The 21216-nt window shown below is 72.2% G+C and carries 9 protein-coding genes and 5 pseudogenes; 13 read left to right on the top strand and 1 reads right to left on the bottom strand.

Translation table 11 applies throughout. The features are described 5' to 3' along the window. Positions 1-912: 912 nt before the first annotated feature. From DDQ41_RS32640 to ftsY, 8 genes and pseudogenes are all read left to right on the top strand, one after another. Complete coding sequence (locus tag DDQ41_RS32640) at positions 913-1578, top strand: nitrilase-related carbon-nitrogen hydrolase (RefSeq protein WP_162602721.1); 666 nt, start codon at positions 913-915, stop codon at positions 1576-1578. Then, a pseudogene (locus tag DDQ41_RS23570) lies at positions 1479-2667 on the top strand (aminotransferase class III-fold pyridoxal phosphate-dependent enzyme). Before DDQ41_RS32640 ends, DDQ41_RS23570 begins: the two are co-directional and overlap by 100 nt. 18 nt (positions 2668-2685) lie before the next feature. After that, positions 2686-4044, top strand: a pseudogene (gene hydA, locus DDQ41_RS23575) (dihydropyrimidinase). A gap of 34 nt (positions 4045-4078) precedes the next feature. Next, positions 4079-5048, top strand: a pseudogene (locus tag DDQ41_RS23580) (TIGR03842 family LLM class F420-dependent oxidoreductase). 54 nt (positions 5049-5102) lie between these two features. Next, a pseudogene (locus DDQ41_RS23585) lies at positions 5103-6256 on the top strand (cytosine permease); the annotation flags it as partial. 2 nt (positions 6257-6258) lie between these two features. After that, a pseudogene (locus DDQ41_RS23590) lies at positions 6259-8475 on the top strand (chromosome segregation protein SMC); the annotation flags it as partial. A 275-nt stretch (positions 8476-8750) separates the two neighbouring features. After that, positions 8751-10163, top strand: coding sequence for a sugar porter family MFS transporter (locus DDQ41_RS23595; RefSeq protein WP_109296267.1), 1413 nt, complete (start codon positions 8751-8753; stop codon positions 10161-10163). A 315-nt stretch (positions 10164-10478) separates the two neighbouring features. Beyond that, positions 10479-11702: a signal recognition particle-docking protein FtsY gene (gene ftsY / locus DDQ41_RS23600; RefSeq protein WP_109296268.1), complete on the top strand. Its 1224-nt coding sequence runs from the start codon at positions 10479-10481 to the stop codon at positions 11700-11702. Positions 11703-12400: 698 nt separating this feature from the next. Here the strand turns inward: ftsY and DDQ41_RS23610 are convergent. Continuing rightward, positions 12401-13063 carry a bifunctional DNA primase/polymerase gene (locus tag DDQ41_RS23610; RefSeq protein ID WP_109296269.1) on the bottom strand — a complete coding sequence of 221 codons (663 nt, stop codon included), beginning with the start codon at positions 13061-13063 and terminating at the stop codon, positions 12401-12403. 473 nt (positions 13064-13536) lie between these two features. On the opposite strand from DDQ41_RS23610, the gene nsdA reads away from it, so the two are divergent. The 5 genes from nsdA (at position 13537) to ffh (ending at position 21189) form a co-directional block, all read left to right on the top strand. Continuing rightward, the gene (gene nsdA / locus DDQ41_RS23615; protein ID WP_109296270.1) at positions 13537-15009 is read left to right on the top strand and encodes a transcriptional repressor NsdA; all 1473 of its coding nucleotides are present in this window, start codon (positions 13537-13539) and stop codon (positions 15007-15009) included. A 339-nt stretch (positions 15010-15348) separates the two neighbouring features. Further along, positions 15349-16704: an ammonium transporter gene (locus DDQ41_RS23620; RefSeq protein ID WP_109296271.1), complete on the top strand. Its 1356-nt coding sequence runs from the start codon at positions 15349-15351 to the stop codon at positions 16702-16704. Continuing rightward, entirely contained in the window at positions 16701-17039 is a 339-nt protein-coding gene (locus tag DDQ41_RS23625) for a P-II family nitrogen regulator (RefSeq protein WP_017947625.1), read from the top strand. The genes DDQ41_RS23620 and DDQ41_RS23625 overlap by 4 nt, the downstream gene beginning before the upstream one ends. Positions 17040-17052: 13 nt before the next feature. Beyond that, a complete protein-coding gene (locus DDQ41_RS23630) occupies positions 17053-19509 on the top strand; it encodes a [protein-PII] uridylyltransferase (RefSeq protein WP_109296272.1) in 2457 nt (818 codons plus the stop codon). A gap of 129 nt (positions 19510-19638) precedes the next feature. Then, positions 19639-21189, top strand: coding sequence for a signal recognition particle protein (gene ffh / locus DDQ41_RS23635; protein WP_109296273.1), 1551 nt, complete (start codon positions 19639-19641; stop codon positions 21187-21189). Positions 21190-21216: the final 27 nt, after the last annotated feature.

The raw sequence follows: 21216 nt of genomic DNA on the forward strand, positions 1-21216 counted from the left end.
GCTGCTGTGCGAGGCCGCGTCGGGGCCCGCCGCCCGGTGCCGTGCTCGCCGCCGAGCTGCACCGCTCGGGGCTGGCCGCGCGACTGGCCCACCCTCTCTGGAGGTGGCTCGCTGCCGCCGGATCGGCTCGCCGAGGCCGCCGCCGCCACTCGCCGAGGCGGCCGCACGAGGACTGGCGGCCGACTGCTCCGCCAGGGCGTCGCCCGCCCACCGACGAGATCGCGGACGCCGTGTTCGCCCGCGCGACGCGGGGGGCCGCCGCGAGGCGGACGCGCTGCTCGCGGCCTTCTCCGGGTCGCACGCCGGAGGAAGGGCGCGATCGCCGCGGCCGACCCAGCCGCTCGCCACAACTGCTCTCCGCCGCCGCGCGGTGTCGCCCGGGCGGGAACGCGATCTGGTCCATGCGCTGCGCGTCGCCGGTCTCATCAGCGCCTGAAAAAATACGGTATAGGCTGTATGCCGACCGCTCGGGTGCGAAACATGATCGACACTGCGGGTTCACGACGATGGTCTTGCCCCCGTGTGTGACGGGGCTTACCTTCTCCTCCTACGCATCGCGTCTACGGGCGTAGAGGCTTCGACGTCTTGTCGAAGGAGCAGCTCATGACCAACGGTCGTTCGCGCCGCACTCGTTCATGCCACCTGGACCGGCGACACCGAATCCATGATCGCCAAGCATGAGGAGCACGGCCCGTGAGGCGGCCGGCAAGGCGCCAAGGTCATCGGTTTCCAGGAGGTCTTCAACGCCCCGTACTTCTGCAGGTGCAGGATCCGGAGCACTACCGCTGGGCCGAACCCGTCCCGGACGGCCCCGGTGCCCGCATGAGGGACCTCGCCGGGAGACTGGAATGGTGATCGTCGTCCCCGTCTTCGAGGTGGAGGGCTTCCGGCCGTCTACTAACAACCGCCGCGGTGGATCGACGCCGACGGCAGCTATCTCGCAAGTACCGCAAGCACCACATCCCCCAGGTCAAGGGATTCTGGGAGAAGTACTACTTCAGGCCCGGCAACGCGGGCTGGCCGGTCTTCGACACCTCCGTCGGCAAGGTGGCGTCTTCATCTGCTACGACCGCCACTTTCCCGGAGGGCTGGCGCCAAGTCGGCCTCGCCGGAGCCAGTTGGTCTACAACCGTCGGCCACCTCCGGGCTGTCCGCCTACCTCTGGCAGCTGGAGCAGCCCGCCGCGGCCGTCGCCAACGAGTATTCATCGCCGCCATCAACCGGGTCGGCCAGGAGGAGTTACGGCGAGCAACGACTTCTACGGCACCAGCTACTTCGTCGACCCGCGCGGACAGTTCGTCGGCGCGTCCCAGCGACAAGCAGGAGGAACTGGTCGTCAGGGACCTCGACTTCGGCCTCATCGACGAGGTGCGGCAGCAGTGGCCTCTACCGCGACCGGCGGCCCGACGCCTACGAGGCTGGTCAAGCCGTGAAACGACCTGTACGGGCGGCACCGCCCGGCTCATCCCGACTGGGTCGTGCTCTACTACGGCAGCCGTCGAATCACCCACGGGGAGGGCCGGCACGTCTGGGCGCGGACGGCAACCGCTACTCCTGACTTCTTCGGCGGCATCCTGACCACCATGACCGCCACGCCTGCCCGAGGTCACCAAGGCGGTCAGCGAGCAGGCCGGCCGGATCATCCACTCCTCGACCTCTACCTCAACCGCCCATGGTGGAGCTGGCCGAGCGAATCGCCGCCCTGTCCCATATCCCCGACCCCCGGGTTTCTTCACCACCCCGCAACCGCGGCCGCAACGACACCGCCTGCTGCTGGCCACCGCTACCGCAGGTCCGGGCAGATCCTGGCGATGCGCAACAGCTACCACGGCCGTTCTTCTCGGCGTGTCCATCACCGCAACCGCTCCTGGTCACGACGGCCCTCTCCCCGGTGGCAGACCCTGTACGTGCACGGGGGCATGCGCACCCGCGCCCTACGCAGGGCTCTCCGACGCCCAGTTCATCGAGGCGTGCGTCGCCGACCTGGAGGACCTGCTCGGCCACACCCACGAGTGGCCGCGCTGATCGCCGAGCCCATCCAGGGCGTCGCGGCTCACCTCCCGCCGGACGGCTTCTACGCGGCTTCCGCGAAGTCCTCGACCGGCACGGGATCCTGTGGATCGCCGACGAGGTGCAGACCGGCTGGGGCCGGACGGAGAGCACTTCTGGGGCTGGCAGGCGCACGCCGAGAACGGCCCCGGACATCCTCACCTCGCCAAGGGATCGGCAACGGCATGTCCTCGCGGCGTCGTCGCCCGGCCGAGGTGAGAACGCATCGACGCCAACTCCATCTCCACGTTCGGCGGTCCCGTCACCGCGGCCGCGGCCTCGCGAACCTCTCGTACCTCCTGGAGCACGATCTGCAGGCAACGCGCGGCGGGTCGGCGGACTGCTCATCGAGCGGCTCCGCGCCGTCGCCGCCGGGATCCCGCCGTGCGCGAGGTTACGCGGACGGGGACTGATGATCGGCGTCGAACTGGTCCGGGCACGACGACGGCGTCCGGAGGCGGCCGCGCGCGCTCGAGGCGCCCGCGAAGGCGGACTGCTCATGCGGCAAGGGCGGCGGACACAACACCAGCGTCTGCGGATCGCGCCACCGATGTCCTCACCGTCGCCGAGGCGGAAGAGGGCGCCTCGATCCTCGAACGCACCCTGCGCAGCCTCTAGTCCACGCGAGGGAAGACCATGAGCCACCGCACCCTGATCCGAGGCGGACTCGTCCTGACCGCCGCCGACGAGACCCACGCGACGTCCTGGTCGAGGACGGCCGCGTCGCCGCCCTCGCCGCCCACGGCTCGGCCGCCGCGGGAGCTGGACCGCCGACCGCACATCGACGCCACCGGGAAGTACGTCATCCCGGGCGAGTCGACGCCCACACCCACATGGAGCTGCCCTCGCGGCACCTTCGCGTCGACACCTTCGAGACGGGCACCCGGGCCGCCGCCTGGGGGCACCACCACCATCGTGGACTTCGCGTCCAGGCCAGGCCCAGAGCCTGCGCGAGGGATCGACGCGTGGTACGCCAAGGCCGACGGCAACTGCGCATCGACTACGGCTTCCACATGATCCTCTCCGACGTCACGAGTCTCCCTGAAGGAGATGGACCTGCTCGTCGAGGAGGGCGTCCCCTCCTTCAAGCTGTTCATGGCCTACCCCGGCGTCTTCTACAGCGACGACGGCAGATCCTGCGCGCATGCAGCGCGGCACCGCAACGGCGGCTGATCATGATGCACGCGGAGACGGCATCGCGATCGACGTCCTCGTCGAACAGGCCTGGCCGCGGCGAGACCGACCCCCGCCACCACGCGAGGTCCGCAAGGTGCTGCTGGAGCCGAGGCCACCCACGGGCCGTCCAGCTCGCCGGGTCGCGGGGCGCCGCTGTACGTCGTGCACGTCTCGGCCGAGGAGGCCGTCGCCGAACTGCCGCCGCCCGGACAAGGACTGCCGGTCTTCGGCGAGACCTGCCCGCAGTACCTGTTCCTGTCCACGCGACAACTCGCCGAACCGGGTTCGAGGGCGCCAAGTACGTCTGCAGCACACCGCTGCGGCCCAGGGAGCACCAGGCCGCGCTGTGGCGCGGGCTGCGGACGCGAACGCCTCCAGGTCGTCTCCACCGACCACTGCCCGTTCTGCTTCTCCGGCCAGAAGGACCTCCGGCCGCGAGACTTCTCCAAGATCCCAACGGGCTGCCGGCGTGGAGAACCGGATGGACCTGCTGCATACAGGCGGTCCTCGACGGCCACATCTCCCGCCGCCGCTGATCGAGATCGCCTGCGCCGCGCCCGCCCGGATGTTCGCCTCTACCCGAAGAAGGGACCATCGCGCCGGCGCCGACGCCGACATCGTCGTGTACGACCCGCGCGCGGGAGGTCTCTCGCCGAGACCCACCACATGAACGTCGACTACTGGCCTACGAGGGCAGAGCGGATCACCGGACGGGTCAGACCGTGCTGTCCGCGCGGTGAAGTCGTCATCGACCGCCGGGAGTTCACCGGCCGGTCCGGCCACGGCGTGTTCACCCCCCGCTCGACCTGCCAGTACTGAACTAGAACCAGCGGAACCCGACCCAGGAGGTCCCGTGGACTTCGGACTCGTCTGCAGACGGACCCGCCGCCTCGGCGTCGTCGGCCTGATGCGGCGCGCGGAACGCAACGGCTTCCGCTACGGCTGGACGTTCGACTCGGCGGTGCTGTGGCAGGAGCCGTTCGTCATCTACAGTCAGATCCTCGAGCACACCGGCAGATGCACGTCGGTCCATGGTCACCAACCCGGGACCGGACGGGGAGTCACGGCCTCGACCTTCGCCACCCTGAACGAACATGTTCGGCAACCGCACCGTCTGCGCATCTCGGCCGCGGCGACTCGGGATGCGGGTGGCCGGCGGCAGGCCAACACCTGGCCGGCTCGGCGAGGCGATCGACGTCATCCGCGATCTCGCCGAGGGCCGCGAGGCGTCGTCGACGGCAACCCGATCCGCATTCCCTGGGTGCGGGACGGCAGACTGCCCGTGTGGATGGCGGCGTACGGGCCGAAGGCCTGCCCCTCGCCGGGCAGAAGGCGACGGGTTCATCCTCCAGCTCGCCGACCTCTACCTGACCGAGTGATGGTCAGGCGGTCCGCGAGGCGCGGCCGACGCGGGCCGCGACCGGAGGCGATCACGATCTCGTGGCCGCGCCGGCGTATGTGGGCGACGACCCTCGCGCACGCCCGCGACAGTGCGCTGGTTCGGCGGATGGTCGGCAACCACGTCGCCGACCTGGTCTCGCGCTACGGGGAGCATCGGCCATGGTGCGGAGCGCTGACCGCGTACATCAAGAGCGGCAGGGGTACGACTACAGCCACCACGCCGGGCCGGGAACCCGTCACGGACTTCGTGCCGACGAGATCGTCGACCGCTTCTGCCTGCTGGGCCCGCCTCCGCGCACATCGAGAAGCTGCGGGCGCTGCGCGAGCTGGGAGTGGACCAGTTCGCCGTCTACAACATGCACGACGCGCAGGAGGCGACGATCGACGCCTACGGCGGAGATCATCCCGCACTCGACGACTGAACCGGCACCGGACACCCCCCACGCGACCGCCGACCTCCGCTGAAGGTCATGGCCATGACCGCGATCGTCCCCCCGGCATCCTCCCCGTCCCCCTCCGATCCCGGCCGGCCCACCGACACGCAGGACCGGGTGGAACTCGCCCCCGGCGCGGTGCCCGCCGGCGGCCGGTTCGTCAACGACGACCTGCTGCCCGTCCCGCTCGCCGAACGTCGCTGGACCACGTACAACTTCGCCGCGCTGTGGATCGGGATGGCCACAAATACCGTCCTGGCTGCTCGCTCCGGGCTCGTCGCGCTCGCATGGACTGGAAGCAGGCGGTGTTCACGATCGCGCTGGCGAATGTGATCGTGCTCTTGCCGATGCTCTCACCGGTCACGCCGGCCCGAAGTACGGCAATCCCCTTCCGGTGCTGGCCCGCGCCTCTTTCGGGCTGCGTGGCGCAACCTCCGGCGCTGATCGGCCGGCGTGGCCTGCGCCGGTTCGGGCATCCAGACTGGATCGCGGCCAGGGCAGTCTTCGTCCTGCTCGGCACTCTCTCGAGCTGGGCGACGCGTCCCGGATCGCCGGCCAGCCCTGGACGCTGTGGCTCTGCTTCATCGTGGTCTGGGCGTTGGAACTCGCCATCATCTACCGGGGCATGGAGACGCTGCGCCGCTTCGAGAACTGGCGGCGCGTTCGTCATCGTCGGCGCACTGGTGCTGCTGGTCTGGATCGCGTGAAGGCGGGGCGGCTTCGGCCCGCTGCTCGACCAGCCGTCCAGGCTCGCTGGGCGAGGACTTCTGGCCGGTGTTCTTCCCCCCCTCAGGGATGAATGCCTTCTGGTCCACACTGTCGCTGAACATCCGGACTTCACCGGTCGGTGCCGGCAAGCGCGCCAGGTCTGGGCCAGACGCTGGGACTGCGACGACCATGACCCTGTTCGCGCTGCTGTCGGTGTTCGTCACTCCGGTTCCCAGGCCGTGTACGGCGTGCCGATCTGGGACCCGGTGCAGCTCGCCGCGAAGACGGACAACGTCTTCGGTCTGCTGTTCGCCCTGGTGACCGTGCTGATCGCGACGATCTCCGTGAACATCGCGGCGAACGTCGTGTCCCCGGCGTACGATCTCGCGAACCTCGCCCCGCGGTTCGTCGACTTCCGCACCGGGGCGCTGATCACCGGAGTGGTCGGTGTCCTCATCATGCCGTGGAAGCTGACCGAGACCCCGGAGCGCTGACGGTCGCCCCCGGTTACGAACTCCCGGTGGCGGCCGCCCTCGGCGCGGCCGCCGACGCCGTCGCCGTCGCGGACCCCGCCACGGCGGCGGACGCCATCCGGCTGCTCCGGAAGCAGGACGCGGGCCGTGCGTCCCTGCTGCTGTCCGCGCCGGTTCAGGGCGTTCCTCGTCCCGCGTCCGCCGCGTCCGCCGTGCCCGCCGTGCCCGCCGTGCCCGCCGTGCCCGCCGCGGGCGGCGTGCCCGCGGCCGGGATCCCGGCTCCCGCCCGGCCGCCCGCCGTCGGTGCCGCGGCTTCCGGGGGCCCCGCGCACCCCCTCGGGCAGCCCGCGGTTCCGGTCGGGGCGCCGGACGGCTGCCACGGCGCGGCCGCCGAGGCGACCGTCCCGGTCGGCGGCGGCGAAGGAGCGGTGAGGGCGCCCCGGGTCGCGGACCTGGTGCGCGGGCCGGAGGAGCTGATGCCCGCCGTGGCCGGGCTCCTCCGGGACATGGTGGCGGTCGGGACCCTGGAGGACGCGGAGGATCTGGTCCGCGCGCAGCCGGGACTTGTGGCGGTGACCGCCGAGGGCGACCTCCTCGGCGCCCACTTCGCCCACGGTGGCTCCGCGGGCGCGCCGAGCCTCCTGGAAGTACGGGCGTCGGTCGACGAGGCCGCCGCCGAACTGGAGGAACTGGCCGTACGGTGCGGCGGACTCGCGGCGGGGCAGCATGAGGCGGCCGAGCGGCGCACGGCGTGCGCCTCCCTCGTGGAGGAGCTGGGCGAGCGGAGACGGGCGGCCGAGAAGGAGAAGGCCGGCGTCGCCCAGCAGCTGGGCCGGCTGTCCGGGCAGGCCCGCGGCGCCGCCGGGGAGGCCGAGCGCACCGCCGCGGCGGCCGAGCGGGCCCAGGCCGCTCTGGAGAAGGCGCGGTACGAGGCGGAGGAGCTGGCCGAGAGGCTCGCCGCCGCCGAGGAGGCCCCCGTCGAGGATGAGCCGGACACCTCGGCGCGGGACCGGCTCGCCGCCGACGGCGCCAACGCGCGGCAGACCGAGATGGAGGCCCGGCTCCAGGTCCGTACCCACGAGGAGCGGGTCAGGGGGCTCGCGGGGCGTGCCGAGGCGCTGGACCGCGGAGCACGCGCGGAACGCGAGGCGCGGGCGCGTGCCGAGCGGCGTCGCGCCAGGCTCCGCCATGAGGCCGCCGTCGCCGAGGCGGTGGCGAGCGGTGCCCGACAGCTCCTGGCCCATGCCGAGGTGTCCGTCGTCCGTGCGGAGCGTGAGCGTGCCGCCGCCGAGGCGGCCAGGGCGGAGCGTGAGCGTGAGCTGACCGCTGCCCGCGCGCAGGGCCGGGACCTCAAGAGCGAGCTGGACAAGCTCACCGACTCCGTGCACCGAGGCGAGGTCCTCGGAGCCGAGAAGCGGCTGCGCATCGAGCAGCTCGAGACGAGGGCGCTGGAGGAGCTGGGCGTCGAACCGGCCGGGCTGGTCGCCGAGTACGGTCCCGGCCGGCCGGTGCCGCCGTCGCCGCCGGCCGAGGGGGAGGAGCTTCCCGAGGACCCCGGGCACCCGCGCAACCAGCCGCGGCCGTTCGTCCGCGCCGAGCAGGAGAAGCGGCTGAGGTCCGCCGAACGGGCCTACCAGCAGCTCGGAAAGGTGAATCCGCTCGCCCTGGAGGAGTTCTCGGCTCTGGAGGAGCGCCACAAGTTCCTGTCCGAGCAGCTCGAGGACCTGAAGAAGACCCGGGCCGATCTGCTCCAGGTGGTGAAGGAGGTCGACGAGCGGGTCGAGCAGGTGTTCACGGAGGCGTACCGGGACACCGCGCGTGAGTTCGAGGGGGTGTTCTCCCGGCTCTTCCCGGGCGGTGAGGGCCGGCTCGTACTGACCGACCCCGGCAGCATGCTCACCACGGGAGTGGACGTGGAGGCCCGGCCCCCGGGCAAGAAGGTGAAGCGGCTGTCGCTGCTCTCCGGTGGTGAGCGCTCGCTGACCGCCGTGGCGATGCTGGTGTCCATCTTCAAGGCCCGGCCCAGTCCGTTCTATGTGATGGACGAGGTCGAGGCGGCACTCGACGACACCAACCTCCAGCGGCTGATCGGCATCATGCAGGAACTCCAGGAGAGTTCCCAGCTGATCGTCATCACGCATCAGAAGCGGACGATGGAGGTGGCGGACGCGCTCTACGGCGTCTCCATGCAGGGCGACGGTGTGTCCAAGGTCATCAGCCAGCGGCTGCGCTGAGCCGCCCGCTCCCTCCCACCCGCAGCGGCGGGGCAGGCCCCTGGTCAGATCCGGTAAGACGGGGGAGTCGTTCCAGTCTTCAATACTTGTATGTTCCCCTGAGGAAGTGACGTTTCTCTGTGCTGCCAGGCGAGGGCTTGACTTCGAGACTTGAATGAATAGTCTCTTCAGCGTTGCTTTTACCTTCAAGTGGTGGGCGGCCTTATGTTGTGCGCCACTTGAAGGGCTCGCCCCCACCCCCCGGCGCCGTCGCCGGGTGGCCCCTGGAGTTCACCGTGACCAGCACACCGCAGGCGCAGGCGCCCGAAGGCCGCAAGGCCAGGCCGGAGCACCTCAGCCATGTCGTCTTCATCGCGGCGTCGGCCGCGATGGGGGGCTTCCTCTTCGGCTACGACAGCGCGGTGATCAACGGAGCCGTCGTGGCCATCCGCGACCGCTTCGAGGTGACCTCCGAAGTACTCGCGCAGGTCATCGCGGCCGCCCTGATCGGCTGTGCGATCGGCGCGGCCACCGCCGGCCGGATCGCCGACCGGGTCGGGCGCATCCGGGTCATGCAGATCGCCGCCGTGCTGTTCGCCGCCAGCGCGATCGGCTCCGCGCTGCCGTTCGCCCTCTGGCGCATCGTCGGCGGCGTCGCCATCGGCATGGCCTCCGTCATCGCCCCCGCCTACATCGCCGAGGTGTCCCCGTCCGCCTACCGCGGCCGGCTCGCCTCCTTCCAGCAGGCCGCCATCGTCACCGGCATCGCCCTCTCGCAGCTGGTCAACTGGACCATCCTCACCATCGCGGACGGCGACCAGCGCGGTCGCATCGGCGGACTGGAAGCCTGGCAGTGGATGCTCGGCATCGAGGTCGTACCGGCCGTGCTCTACGGGGTGCTGTCCCTCCTCATCCCCGAGTCGCCCCGGTACCTGATCTCGGTCGGCCGCCGCACCGAGGCGCGCAAGGTGCTCCGCGACGTCGAGGGCCGGTCCGTGGACCTGGACAAGCGGGTCGTCGAGATCGAGGAGAACATGCGCCACGAGCGCAAGCCCTCGTTCAGGGACCTGCTCGGCGGCAGGTTCCTCTTCCTGCCGATCGTCTGGATCGGCATCGGCCTGTCCGTCTTCCAGCAGCTCGTCGGCATCAACGTCATCTTCTACTACAGCTCGGCGCTGTGGCAGTCGGTCGGCGTCAACCCCGCGAGCTCGTTCCTCTACTCCTTCGAGACGTCGATCGTGAACATCGTCGGCACGCTGATCGCGATGGTCCTCGTGGACCGGATCGGCCGGAAACCGCTGGCCCTCATCGGCTCGGGTGGCATGTCCGTCTCGCTGGGACTGGCCGCCTGGGCCTTCTCGTACAAGACGGAGGTCGGCGGCGAGGTCTCGCTCCCCGGCCTGCAGGGCACCGTCGCCCTCTTCGCAGCCAACTTCTTCGTGCTCTTCTTCGCGCTCTCCTGGGGCGTGGTGGTCTGGGTGCTGCTCGGCGAGATGTTCCCCGGCAGGATCCGCGCGGCCGCGCTGGGCATCGCCGCCTCGGCCCAGTGGGTCGCCAACTGGCTGATCACCGTGACGTTCCCGACGCTGTCGGACTGGAACCTCTCCGGTGCCTACGTCATCTACACGGTCTTCGCCGTGCTCTCGATCCCGTTCATCCTCAAATGGGTGCCCGAGACGAAGGGCAAGGCGTTGGAGGAGATGGGCTGAGTCCCCGCTGCCCCGCTCCTCTCGGCCGACCGGCCACGGCACCGCCCCGGCTCATCCCCGAGCCGGGGCGGTGTCGCTTCCGGGAGCGCCCCGGCGCCCCGGCGGGCGAGACCGCGGCGATGCCTCGGCGTGCCGCAGCGGACCGCGGAGCGCGCCCACGACGGCGCCACGGTCCACGCGATCCGGAAGGGGCACCGCCGGCCCGGAGGGAGCAGCGCGGCGTCTCCTGCGATAGGCCCAAAAAGGTCGCAACTCCTTCCGCGGTCCTCCCGCCGGGCCGGTCCCCGGTGCACGTGGCCGATACTGGGTGGCGTTATGGAAATCGTCATCCTTGCTGTAGTCATCGCCCTGGTCGCGGTCGGCGCGATCAGCGGGCTCGTGGTCGGCAGCCGTAGGAAGAAGCAGCTGCCGCCCTCGGCGCCGTCGAGTACGCCGACCATCACAGCTCCGCCAGCCGAGCCGCACGTCGGCGAGGAGGCGGAGGCCCCGCGGGAGGAGCCCCGCCGCACCATCGAGGAGGTCGGCCTCCCGTCCGCGGAGCAGGCCGTCGCCGAGCCCGCGGCCGTCGAGGATCCGGTCGTCGCCGAGCCCGCGGCTCCCGCGATCGAGATCCCGGAACCGGCCGCGGGACGTCTCGTACGGCTGCGCGCCCGTCTGGCCCGCTCCCAGAACACCCTGGGCAAGGGGCTGCTCACCCTGCTGTCCCGTGAGCACCTCGACGAGGAGACATGGGAGGAGATCGAGGACATCCTCCTCACCGCGGACGTCGGCGTCACGGCGACCCAGGAGCTGGTCGACCATCTACGGGAGCGGGTGAGGGTCCTCGGCACCCGCACCCCGGACGAGCTGCGTGGGCTGCTCCGCGAGGAACTGCTGCGGCTCATCGGCACGGACGCGGACCGCGCGGTGCGGACCGAGAGCGGTCTGGACACCCCCGGCGTCGTGCTGGTCGTCGGCGTCAACGGCACGGGCAAGACCACCACCACCGGCAAGCTGGCCCGGGTGCTCGTCGCGGACGGGCGCAGCGTCGTCCTCGGCGCCGCGGACACCTTCCGCGCGGCCGCCGCCGACCAGCTGCAGACCTGGGGTGAGCGGGTCGGCGCCCGCACCGTCCGCGGACCCGAGGGCGGCGACCCGGCCTCGATCGCCTACGACGCGGTCAAGGAGGGCATCGCCGAGGGGGCCGACGTCGTCCTCGTCGACACGGCGGGCCGGCTGCACACCAAGACCGGTCTCATGGACGAGCTGGGCAAGGTCAAGCGCGTGGTCGAGAAGCACGGCCCGCTGGACGAGGTGCTCCTCGTCCTCGACGCCACGACGGGCCAGAACGGCCTGGTCCAGGCCCGGGTCTTCGCCGAGGTCGTCGACATCACCGGCATCGTCCTCACCAAGCTCGACGGCACCGCCAAGGGCGGCATCGTCATCTCCGTGCAGCGCGAACTCGGTGTGCCGGTCAAGCTGGTCGGCCTCGGCGAAGGCCCGGACGACCTGGCGCCCTTCGAGCCGGAGGCCTTCGTCGACGCCCTGATCGGGGACTAGCGATTAACACCAGTCACCTAGTGCCGCGTCAGGCGGCGTTCGCCCCGACGCGACGCCCGGCACGGCGACTCGCCGCGTCGCCGAGTCAACCGGGTAGGCCCACTGCGAGGCCGATCCGGCGCGTTGCGACGCACCGCACCGGACGCCGCTCCGCGCGGCTGCCGACGGGCAGACCCTGCCTGACGCGGCACTGGCCAGGGCGTGTCGCGAAACCCGTCCCCGGCCCAGGCCGGCCGGCCGGCGGACGGAGCTGCTCTCGCGACACGCCCTGGCCGGGAGGGGAGGGCTCCCCGACCGGCTGCTGTCCGCCGCGTGGCGTTACCCGCAGCGGTTCCGCGCGGCGCGGCGGACGTTGATCGCCGCGCGGCGTTCCTTGCGGCGCTCCGCGCGGCGCGGCGGACCGGCTTCGGGGCCCGTGTCCCGCTGGGCGGGCCGAGGCGCCCGGCGCCCTGCGCGGCGCCGCCCGGTCGGAGCCGTTTCACGGAGGGCCCGGCGGCTGCGGCCGGCCGCGGCCCGCGGTGAACGCTCGACCGGCCGGACCGTCCCTGCCCGGGCCGGGACGGCGGGGCGAGGCGGGGCGGGGCGGGGCGGGTGTCGGCGCACCCCTCCATGGGCACGCCGGTTGTTCACGGGCACGCCGGCAGCGGGTGTCCTCCGGGGCCGCCCGCCGCCGGCCTGCCCGGGCAGGCCGACGCCGATCAGGGGGCGGTGGAGCGGTGGCAGATGTAGGCGAGCGTCCCCAGCAGCAGCCGGGCCTGCGGCGGGGCCTCGCCGGAGCCGAGAGCCGGCGGCCGGAGCCAGCGTGACGAGCCGAGACCGGCATGGTCGGAGGGCGGGGCCGTCACATAGTGGCCCGCGCCGAGGCAGCGCAGGTCCAGCTCGGCGTCGTCCCAGCCCATCCGGTAGAGCAGGTGCGGCAGCTCCCGGGCCGCGCCGGGGGCGACGAAGAACTGCGCGCGGCCCGTCGGCGTCGCGGAGACGGGCCCGAGCGGCACTCCCATGCGCTCCAGTCTCACCAGGGCGCGGCGCCCGGCGGTCTCGGAGACCTCCAGGACGTCGAAGGTGCGGCCCGCGGGAAGCAGGGCCGAGGCGCCGGGCACCTCCGCCCACGCCTTCGCCACCTCGTCGAGGGTGGCGCCCGCCGGTACCTCGGGCACGAACTCCAGGGGGTGCGCGCCCGGGGCCGGGCAGTCCGCGTCTCCGCAGGAGCAGCGGCCCGCCATGGCCCGCGCGCCCGGGGCCACGTCCCAGCCCCACAGTCCTGTGCACTCGGCGACCGCCGTGCACGCAGTCGTGCGGCCGCGGCGCCGTGAGCCGGGCCGGATCTCCCGGACCCGGGAACCGCCGATCGTGAAGCCCATGCCCCCTCCAACGGGTCGAATACACCGATGGTTACGAAAAGGAGTCTGCCGGTAACTCTGCGTCGCCGTCGCCCCGGCTCGCGGGTGCGATGGGTCGCTCGGGGTGGTGCGGCTGGATCCGCGCGCCCTGGCGCGCAACGCTCCGCCGACTCCTGGCCGTCGTGTGCCCAGTGAATCGCGCCTGGCCGCAGGGGAGTTCATTCGAAGGGGTGGCGAATGGTGGCGTTTCCGGAATCGCCATGGCGAGACCGGTGATCGTAGGATTACTTTCGGTGCACGGGTCCTGGGGCGCGCCGGTTCCACGCGTATGCCGGAGGCAAGCCGACTTCCTGTTCGAAGGAGGGCGGTCGTCGGACGGAGAGCCGCGATCCACGGCATTCTGCTAGGGGTTCGGACGCCGCTCCGCGGGGCAGGGCACCCCGGCGGGACTCGCGGCACGACATGCAAAGGACAAGGCGGATGGGGGCGTTCCTGTGAGCGGCAGCGACGCGGACGGCACGGGCCACGGCAAGCGCCCGAACGAGCAGCTCGGCTCGTGGTTCGTACGCAGCGGCTGGTCGAAGGGCGAGCTGGCCCGGCAGGTCAACCGCCGGGCGCGGCAGATCGGCGCGCACCACATCAGCACCGACACCTCACGCGTCCGCAGATGGCTCGACGGCGAGCAGCCGCGCGAGCCCATCCCGCGCATCCTCGGCGAACTGTTCTCCGAGCGGTTCGGCACCGTCGTCGCCATCGAGGACCTGGGGCTCCGGACGGCGCACCAGTCACCCTCGGTGTCCGGTGTCGACCTCCCCTGGGCGGGCCACCAGACCGTGGCGCTCCTCAGCGACTTCTCGCGCAGTGATCTGATGCTGGCCCGCCGGGGGTTCCTGGGGACCTCCCTCGCCCTCTCGGCCGGGCCGGCCCTCGTCGAGCCGATGCAGCGCTGGCTGGTGCCCACCCCGCCGTCCGGCCCCGATCCGGCCGACTCGGCGGGCGTCCGGCGGCCCTCCCGGCTCTCCGAGCCGGAACTCGGCCTCCTCGAGTCCACGACCGCCATGTTCCGCCAGTGGGACGCCCAGTGCGGCGGCGGGCTGCGCCGCAAGGCCGTCGTCGGCCAGCTCCACGAGGTGACCGACCTGCTCCAGGAACCGCACCCCGCGGCCGTCTCCGGAAGGCTGTTCACCTGTGCCGCGGAACTGGCCGAGCTGGCCGGCTGGATGAGCTACGACGTGGGGCTCCAGCCCACCGCGCAGAAGTACTTCGTGCTCGCCCTGCACGCCGCCAAGGAGGCCGGGGACAAGCCCCTCGGCTCGTACATCCTCTCGTCCATGAGCCGGCAGATGATCCACCTGGGCCGGCCCGACGACGCACTGGAACTCATCCACCTCGCGCAGTACGGCAGCCGCGAGTGCGCGACCCCGCGCACCCAGGCGATGCTGTATGCGATGGAGGCCCGCGCCTACGCCAACATGGGTCAGCCCAGCAAGACCAAGCGGGCCGTCCGCATGGCCGAGGTGACCTTCGCCGACGCGCTCGAGACCCGAGAGCCCGAGCCCGACTGGATCCGCTTCTTCTCCGAAGCCGAACTCAACGGCGAGAACGCCCACTCGTACCGGGACCTCGCCTATGTCGCAGGCCGCAGCCCCACCTACGCCTCGCTCGCCGAGCCCGTCATGGAACGCGCCGTCGAGCTCTTCAGCGAGGACACCGAGCACCAGCGCTCGTATGCACTCAACCTCGTCGGCATGGCGACGGTGCATCTGCTGAAGCGGGAGCCCGAGCAGTCCACCCGGCTCGCCGAGCAGGCACTGCACGTCGCCAGACGGGTGCGCTCCGAGCGGGTCAACACCCGGCTGCGCAAGACGGTCGACACGGCGGCCAGGGACTTCGGTGACGTCCCCGAGGTCGTACACCTCACGGACCTCATCACCGCACAGCTGCCCGAGACCGCGGAAGCGGTCTGAGCGGCCCTCCACAGAACCCCGGCGCGACGGCCGCCCCTACCGCCCGACTCGGCTCCCCACGCCAGGTCAACCGGGTGGCCGTCGCGCCGGTCCCGCTTCTCGCGGAGGATACGCGCGTGACCTTCCCGTGACCCTTCGCTTCATGGGCGTGTAACACGCCCGCCCGCTTCGTCACCGCGGCGAAACACCGTGCGGCATCGGCGGAAACCCCGGCGCGCCAACCTCGTGCCCCATAACGGGCCGACTTCCCGGGCGGCCGTGCCGGATCCAGCCGGACCGGCCGCCGGCAGCCCAGGCTCCCGCCCCCCGCACAGGCCGCACGACGACGAGGAGACGCCGATGCCCCCAGGCATCACACTTGCCGCAGACGCCCCCGGGCTGTCCGCCGCCAACACCGGCTTCATGCTCATCTGCTCCGCGCTGGTGATGCTGATGACGCCCGGCCTGGCCTTCTTCTACGGAGGCATGGTCCGCGTCAAGAGCACCCTGAACATGCTGATGATGTGCTTCATCAGTCTCGGGATCGTCACCGTGCTGTGGGTGCTCTACGGCTTCAGCCTCGCCTTCGGCACCGACTCCGGCTCCCTCATCGGCTGGTCCGCCGACTACGTCGGCCTCAGCGGCATCGGGATCAACCAGCTCTGGGACGGCTACTCCATCCCCGTGTACGTCTTCGCCGTCTTCCAGCTGATGTTCGCGATCATCACCCCCGCGCTGATCAGCGGCGCCCTCGCCGACCGGGTCAAGTTCACCGCCTGGGCCCTGTTCGTCGCGCTGTGGGCCACCGTCGTCTACTTCCCGGTCGCGCACTGGGTCTGGGGCTCGGGCGGCTGGCTCTTCGAGATGGGCGTCATCGACTTCGCCGGCGGCACCGCGGTCCACATCAACGCGGGAGCCGCGGCCCTCGGGGTGATCCTCGTGATCGGCAAGCGCGTCGGCTTCGGGAGGGACCCGATGCGGCCGCACAGCCTGCCCCTGGTGATGCTGGGTGCCGGTCTGCTGTGGTTCGGCTGGTTCGGCTTCAACGCCGGCTCGTGGCTGGGCAACGACGACGGCGTGGGCGCGGTCATGTTCGTCAACACACAGGTCGCCACAGCCGCGGCGATGCTCGCCTGGCTCGCTTACGAGAAGATCCGCCACGGTTCCCTCACCACCCTCGGCGCCGCCTCCGGCGCGGTCGCGGGCCTGGTCGCCATCACCCCCTCCGGCGGCTCCGCCTCCCCGCTCGGCGCCATCGCCATCGGTGCCGTCGCCGGTCTGCTGTGCGCCATGGCCGTGGGCCTCAAGTACCGGTTCGGCTTCGACGACTCCCTGGACGTCGTCGGCGTCCACCTCGTCGGCGGGGTCGTCGGCTCGCTGCTGGTCGGCTTCTTCGCCACCGGCGGCGTCCAGTCCGACGCCAGGGGCCTCTTCTACGGCGGCGGATTCGAGCAACTCGGCAAGCAGGCCGTCGGCGTCTTCGCGGTCCTGGCCTACTCTCTGGTCGTCTCCGCGATCCTCGCCCTCGTCCTCGACAGGACGATCGGCATGAGGGTCGGCGAGGACGACGAGATCTCGGGCATCGACCAGGTCGAGCACGCCGAGACCGCGTACGACTTCAGCGGGGCGGGCGGCGGCGCGGGCTCCCGCAGGACCGCTTCCGTACCCGCCGGAACCGCGGCGGCCGCACCGCAGACCAGGAAGGTGGACGCATGAAGCTCATCACCGCAGTAGTGAAGCCGCACCGGCTGGACGAGATCAAGGAGGCCCTCCAGGCCTTCGGGGTCCAGGGGCTCACGGTCACCGAGGCCAGCGGCTACGGGCGGCAGCGCGGCCACACCGAGGTCTACCGGGGTGCCGAGTACACCGTCGACCTCGTCCCCAAGATCCGGATCGAGGTCCTGGCCGAGGACGACGACGCCGACCAGCTCATCGAGGTGGTGGTGAAGGCGGCCCGCACCGGGAAGATCGGCGACGGCAAGGTGTGGAGCGTGCCGGTCGACACCGCCGTCCGCGTCCGGACCGGCGAACGCGGCCCGGACGCGCTGTAGACGGGAGTTCCGGGTGACGAGCGTCGATCTGACCACGGAAACCGGGGGCCCGGGACCCAGCGGCTACGCGGCGGCCCGGCTGCGCCTCCTCCAGGAGGAGACGCGGTCCGGGCCGTCGCGCCGCGCCGCACTGGCCCGGCTTACCGACGACTGGCTCGCGGCACTGTTCACCGCGGCCGGGAAGGACACCGGGGTGCGCGGCGCCGCTCTCCTCGCCGTCGGCGGCTACGGGCGCGGCGAACTCTCGCCCCGCAGCGACCTCGACCTCCTCCTGCTGCACGACGGCGATGCCGACCCGGGCGCGCTCGCCGCGCTCGCCGACCGGATCTGGTACCCGGTGTGGGATCTCGGGCTCGCGCTCGACCACTCGGTCCGGACCCCGGCCGAGGCCCGCCGGACGGCCGGCGAGGACATCAAGGTGCAACTGGGGCTGCTCGACGCCCGCGCCGTCGCCGGAGACCTCGGCATGGCCGCCGGACTGCGCACGGCCGTCCTCGCCGACTGGCGCAACCAGGCGCCGGGACGGCTCCCCGAACTCGGCGAGCTCTGCCGTGAGCGCGCCGAACGCCAGGGCGAGCTGCAGTTCCTGCTGGAACCCGACCTCAAGGAGTCCCGGGGCGGCCTCCGCGACGCGACGGCCCTGCGCGCCGTCGCCGCGTCCTGGCTCGCCGACGCCCCCCGCGAGGGCCTGTCCGAGGCCCGCCGCGTCCTCCTCGACACCCGAGACGCCCTCCACCTCACCACCGGGCGGGCCACCGACCGGCTCGCGCTCCAGGAGCAGGACCAGGTGGCCCGGGCCCTCGGCCTGCTGGACGCCGACGCACTGCTGCGCCGGGTGTACGAGTCCGCGCGGACCGTCTCGTATGCCGCCGACGTCACCTGGCGCGAGGTGAACCGGGTGCTCAGGGCCCGGTCCGGGCGGCGCCGGCTGCGCGGGATCCGGGGCGGGCGCCGCCCGGACCCCGAGCGCACCCCGCTCGCCGAGGGTGTCGTCGAGATGGACGGCGAGGCCGTCCTCGCCCGTTCGGCCAGACCGGAGCGCGACCCGGTGCTGCCGCTGCGCGCGGCCGCCGCGGCGGCCCAGGCCGGCCTGCCGCTCTCCCCGCACGCCGTACGCCACCTGGCCGCCGCGGCCGGGCCGCTTCCCGTGCCCTGGCCCGCCGAGGCACGGGAGGAACTCGTCACCCTGCTCGGGGCGGGCGAACCGGCCGTCGCGGTATGGGAGGCCCTGGAGGCCGAGGGCCTGGTCACCCGGCTGCTGCCCGACTGGGAACGGGTCCGCTGCCGGCCCCAGCGCAACCCCGTGCACACCTGGACGGTCGACCGCCACCTCGTCGAGGCCGCCGTCCGCGCCGCCGCGCTGACCCGCCGCGTCGGCCGCCCCGACCTGCTCCTGGCCGCGGCCCTGCTCCACGACATCGGCAAGGGCTGGCCGGGCGACCACTCCGTGGCCGGCGAGACCATCGCGCGCGACGTCGCCGCCCGCATCGGTTTCGACCGGCAGGACACGGGAGTGATCGCCACCCTGGTCCGCCACCACCTGCTGCTCGTCGAGACCGCCACCCGCCGCGATCTGGAGGACCCCGCGACCGTGCGGGCGGTCGCGGACGCCGTCGGCACGCCCGGCACGCTGGAGCTGCTGCACGCCCTCACCGAGGCCGACGCCCTCGCGACCGGGCCGGCGGCGTGGTCCGCCTGGCGGGGATCGCTCGTCGCGGACCTGGTCGAACGGGTCGCGGGACTCCTCTCGGGCCAGGGACCCGGCGAACCGGAGCCCGCCGTGACCAGCGCCGAGCAGGAGCGCCTGGCCGTCGAGGCGCTGCGCACCGGCGGACCCGTGCTCGCCCTGCACGCCGCCCAGGCCGAGACCCCGCAGGCGGACGGCAGGCCCGAGCCCGTCGGTGTCGAACTCCTCGTCGCCGTGCCCGACCAGCCGTCGGTACTGCCCGCGGTGGCCGGCGTGCTCGCGCTGCACCGGCTCACCGTCCGCGCCGCCGACCTGCGCGCGGTCGAACTCCCCCGTGAGGTGGGGCCGGCGACCGTCCTCGTGCTGAACTGGCGGGTCGCCGCCGCCTACGGCTCGCTCCCGCAGGCCGCCCGGCTGCGCTCCGATCTCGTACGGGCCCTCGACGGCTCCCTGGACGTGGCCGCCCGCCTTGCCGAGCGGGATGCCGCGTACCCGCGCCGGCGGGGGGTCGAGGCGCCGCCGCCGAGGGTCACCGTGGCCCCGGCCGCGTCCCGGCTGGCCACGGTCATCGAGGTCCGCGCCCAGGACGCTCCGGGGCTGCTGCACCGGATCGGCCACGCCCTGGAGTCCGCGGCGGTCAGCGTGCGCAGCGCGCGGGTCTCGACCCTCGGAGCGAACGCCGTGGACGCGTTCTACGTCACAGGTCCCTCGGGAGCCCCGCTGCCGCCCGAGGAGGCCGTGGACGTGGCGCGCGCCGTGGAGGCCGCGCTGCGGACCGGCTGAACGCCCAGGACCGGGGCGGGGGCATCCGTCCGGCCGCGTGTATAGGGGGCAGACCCCATCCCACGCGGCCGGATACCCTTGGGTGGCATCCGTCCGCCCGCCCCCGAGACCCGAGGATCCGCGACCACCGTGTTCGACACCCTCTCCGACCGCCTTGCGGCGACATTCAAGAACCTCCGGGGCAAGGGCCGCCTGTCCGAGGCCGACATCGACGCCACGGCACGTGAGATCCGCATCGCGCTGCTCGAGGCCGATGTGGCGCTGCCCGTCGTGCGCGCCTTCATCAAGCAGGTCAAGGAGCGCGCCCTCGGCGCCGAGGTGTCCCAGGCGCTGAACCCCGCCCAGCAGGTCATCAAGATCGTCAACGAGGAGCTCATCGGCATCCTCGGCGGCGAGACCCGCCGGCTGCGCTTCGCCAAGCAGGCGCCCACGGTGATCATGCTCGCGGGTCTCCAGGGCGCCGGCAAGACGACCCTGGCCGGCAAGCTCGGCCGCTGGCTCAAGGGCCAGGGCCACTCCCCGCTGCTCGTCGCCTGCGACCTGCAGCGGCCCAACGCGGTGAACCAGCTGGCCGTCGTCGCCGAACGCGCCGGCGTCGCCGTCTTCGCGCCCCAGCCCGGCAACGGTGTGGGCGACCCGGTGCAGGTCGCCAAGGAGTCGATCGAGTACGCGAAGTCGAAGGTCCACGACGTCGTCGTCGTCGACACCGCGGGCCGGCTCGGCATCGACCAGGAGATGATGCGGCAGGCCGCGGACATCCGTGACGCGGTCGGCCCCGACGAGGTCCTCTTCGTCGTCGACGCGATGATCGGTCAGGACGCGGTCAACACCGCGGAGGCGTTCCGCGACGGCGTCGGCTTCGACGGGGTGGTGCTGTCCAAGCTGGACGGCGACGCCCGCGGCGGTGCCGCGCTCTCCATCGCGCACGTCACCGGCAAGCAGATCATGTTCGCCTCGAACGGCGAGAAGCTGGACGAGTTCGACGCGTTCCACCCGGATCGCATGGCGTCCCGCATCCTCGGTATGGGCGACATGCTGTCGCTGATCGAGAAGGCCGAGCAGACCTTCAGCCAGGCCGAGGCCGAGAAGATGGCGGCCAAGCTGGCGAAGGGCCCCAAGGAGTTCACGCTCGACGACTTCCTGGCCCAGATGGAGCAGGTCAGGAAGATGGGCTCCATCTCCAAGCTGCTCGGGATGCTGCCCGGCATGGGCCAGATCAAGGACCAGATCAACAACATCGACGAGCGGGACGTCGACCGGACGGCGGCGATCATCAAGTCGATGACGCCCGGTGAGCGCACCGACCCGACGATCATCAACGGCTCGCGGCGGGCCCGCATCGCCCGTGGTTCCGGTGTCGACGTCAGCGCGGTGAAGAACCTGGTGGAGAGGTTCTTCGAGGCCCGCAAGATGATGTCGCGCATGGCCCAGGGCGGAGGCGTGCCGGGCATGCCGGGCATCCCGGGCATGGGCGGCGGCCCGGGCCGTCAGAAGAAGAAGCAGAAGCAGGCCAAGGGCAAGCAGCGCTCCGGCAACCCGATGAAGCGCAAGGCCGAGGAGCAGGCCGCCCAGGCACGCCGTCAGCAGGCCGGCCAGGGGAGCCCGTTCGGCCTGCCGCCGGGCGGCCAGGGCGCTCAGGACTTCGAGCTCCCGGAGGAGTTCAGGAAGTTCATGGGCTGACGGGCCGGCCGCCGGCATCCCGGGGCC

The organism is Streptomyces spongiicola (genome assembly GCF_003122365.1).
Lineage (GTDB): Bacteria > Actinomycetota > Actinomycetes > Streptomycetales > Streptomycetaceae > Streptomyces > Streptomyces spongiicola.

Bases quoted from the DNA above. Each gene is read 5' to 3' on its own strand.
- ftsY (WP_109296268.1), top strand. From the start codon at position 10,479: ATGGAAATCGTCATCCTTGCTGTAGTCATCGCCCTGGTCGCGGTCGGC.
- DDQ41_RS23620 (WP_109296271.1), top strand. From the start codon at position 15,349: ATGCCCCCAGGCATCACACTTGCCGCAGACGCCCCCGGGCTGTCCGCC.
- DDQ41_RS23610 (WP_109296269.1), bottom strand. From the start codon at position 13,063: ATGGGCTTCACGATCGGCGGTTCCCGGGTCCGGGAGATCCGGCCCGGC.
- DDQ41_RS23625 (WP_017947625.1), top strand. From the start codon at position 16,701: ATGAAGCTCATCACCGCAGTAGTGAAGCCGCACCGGCTGGACGAGATC.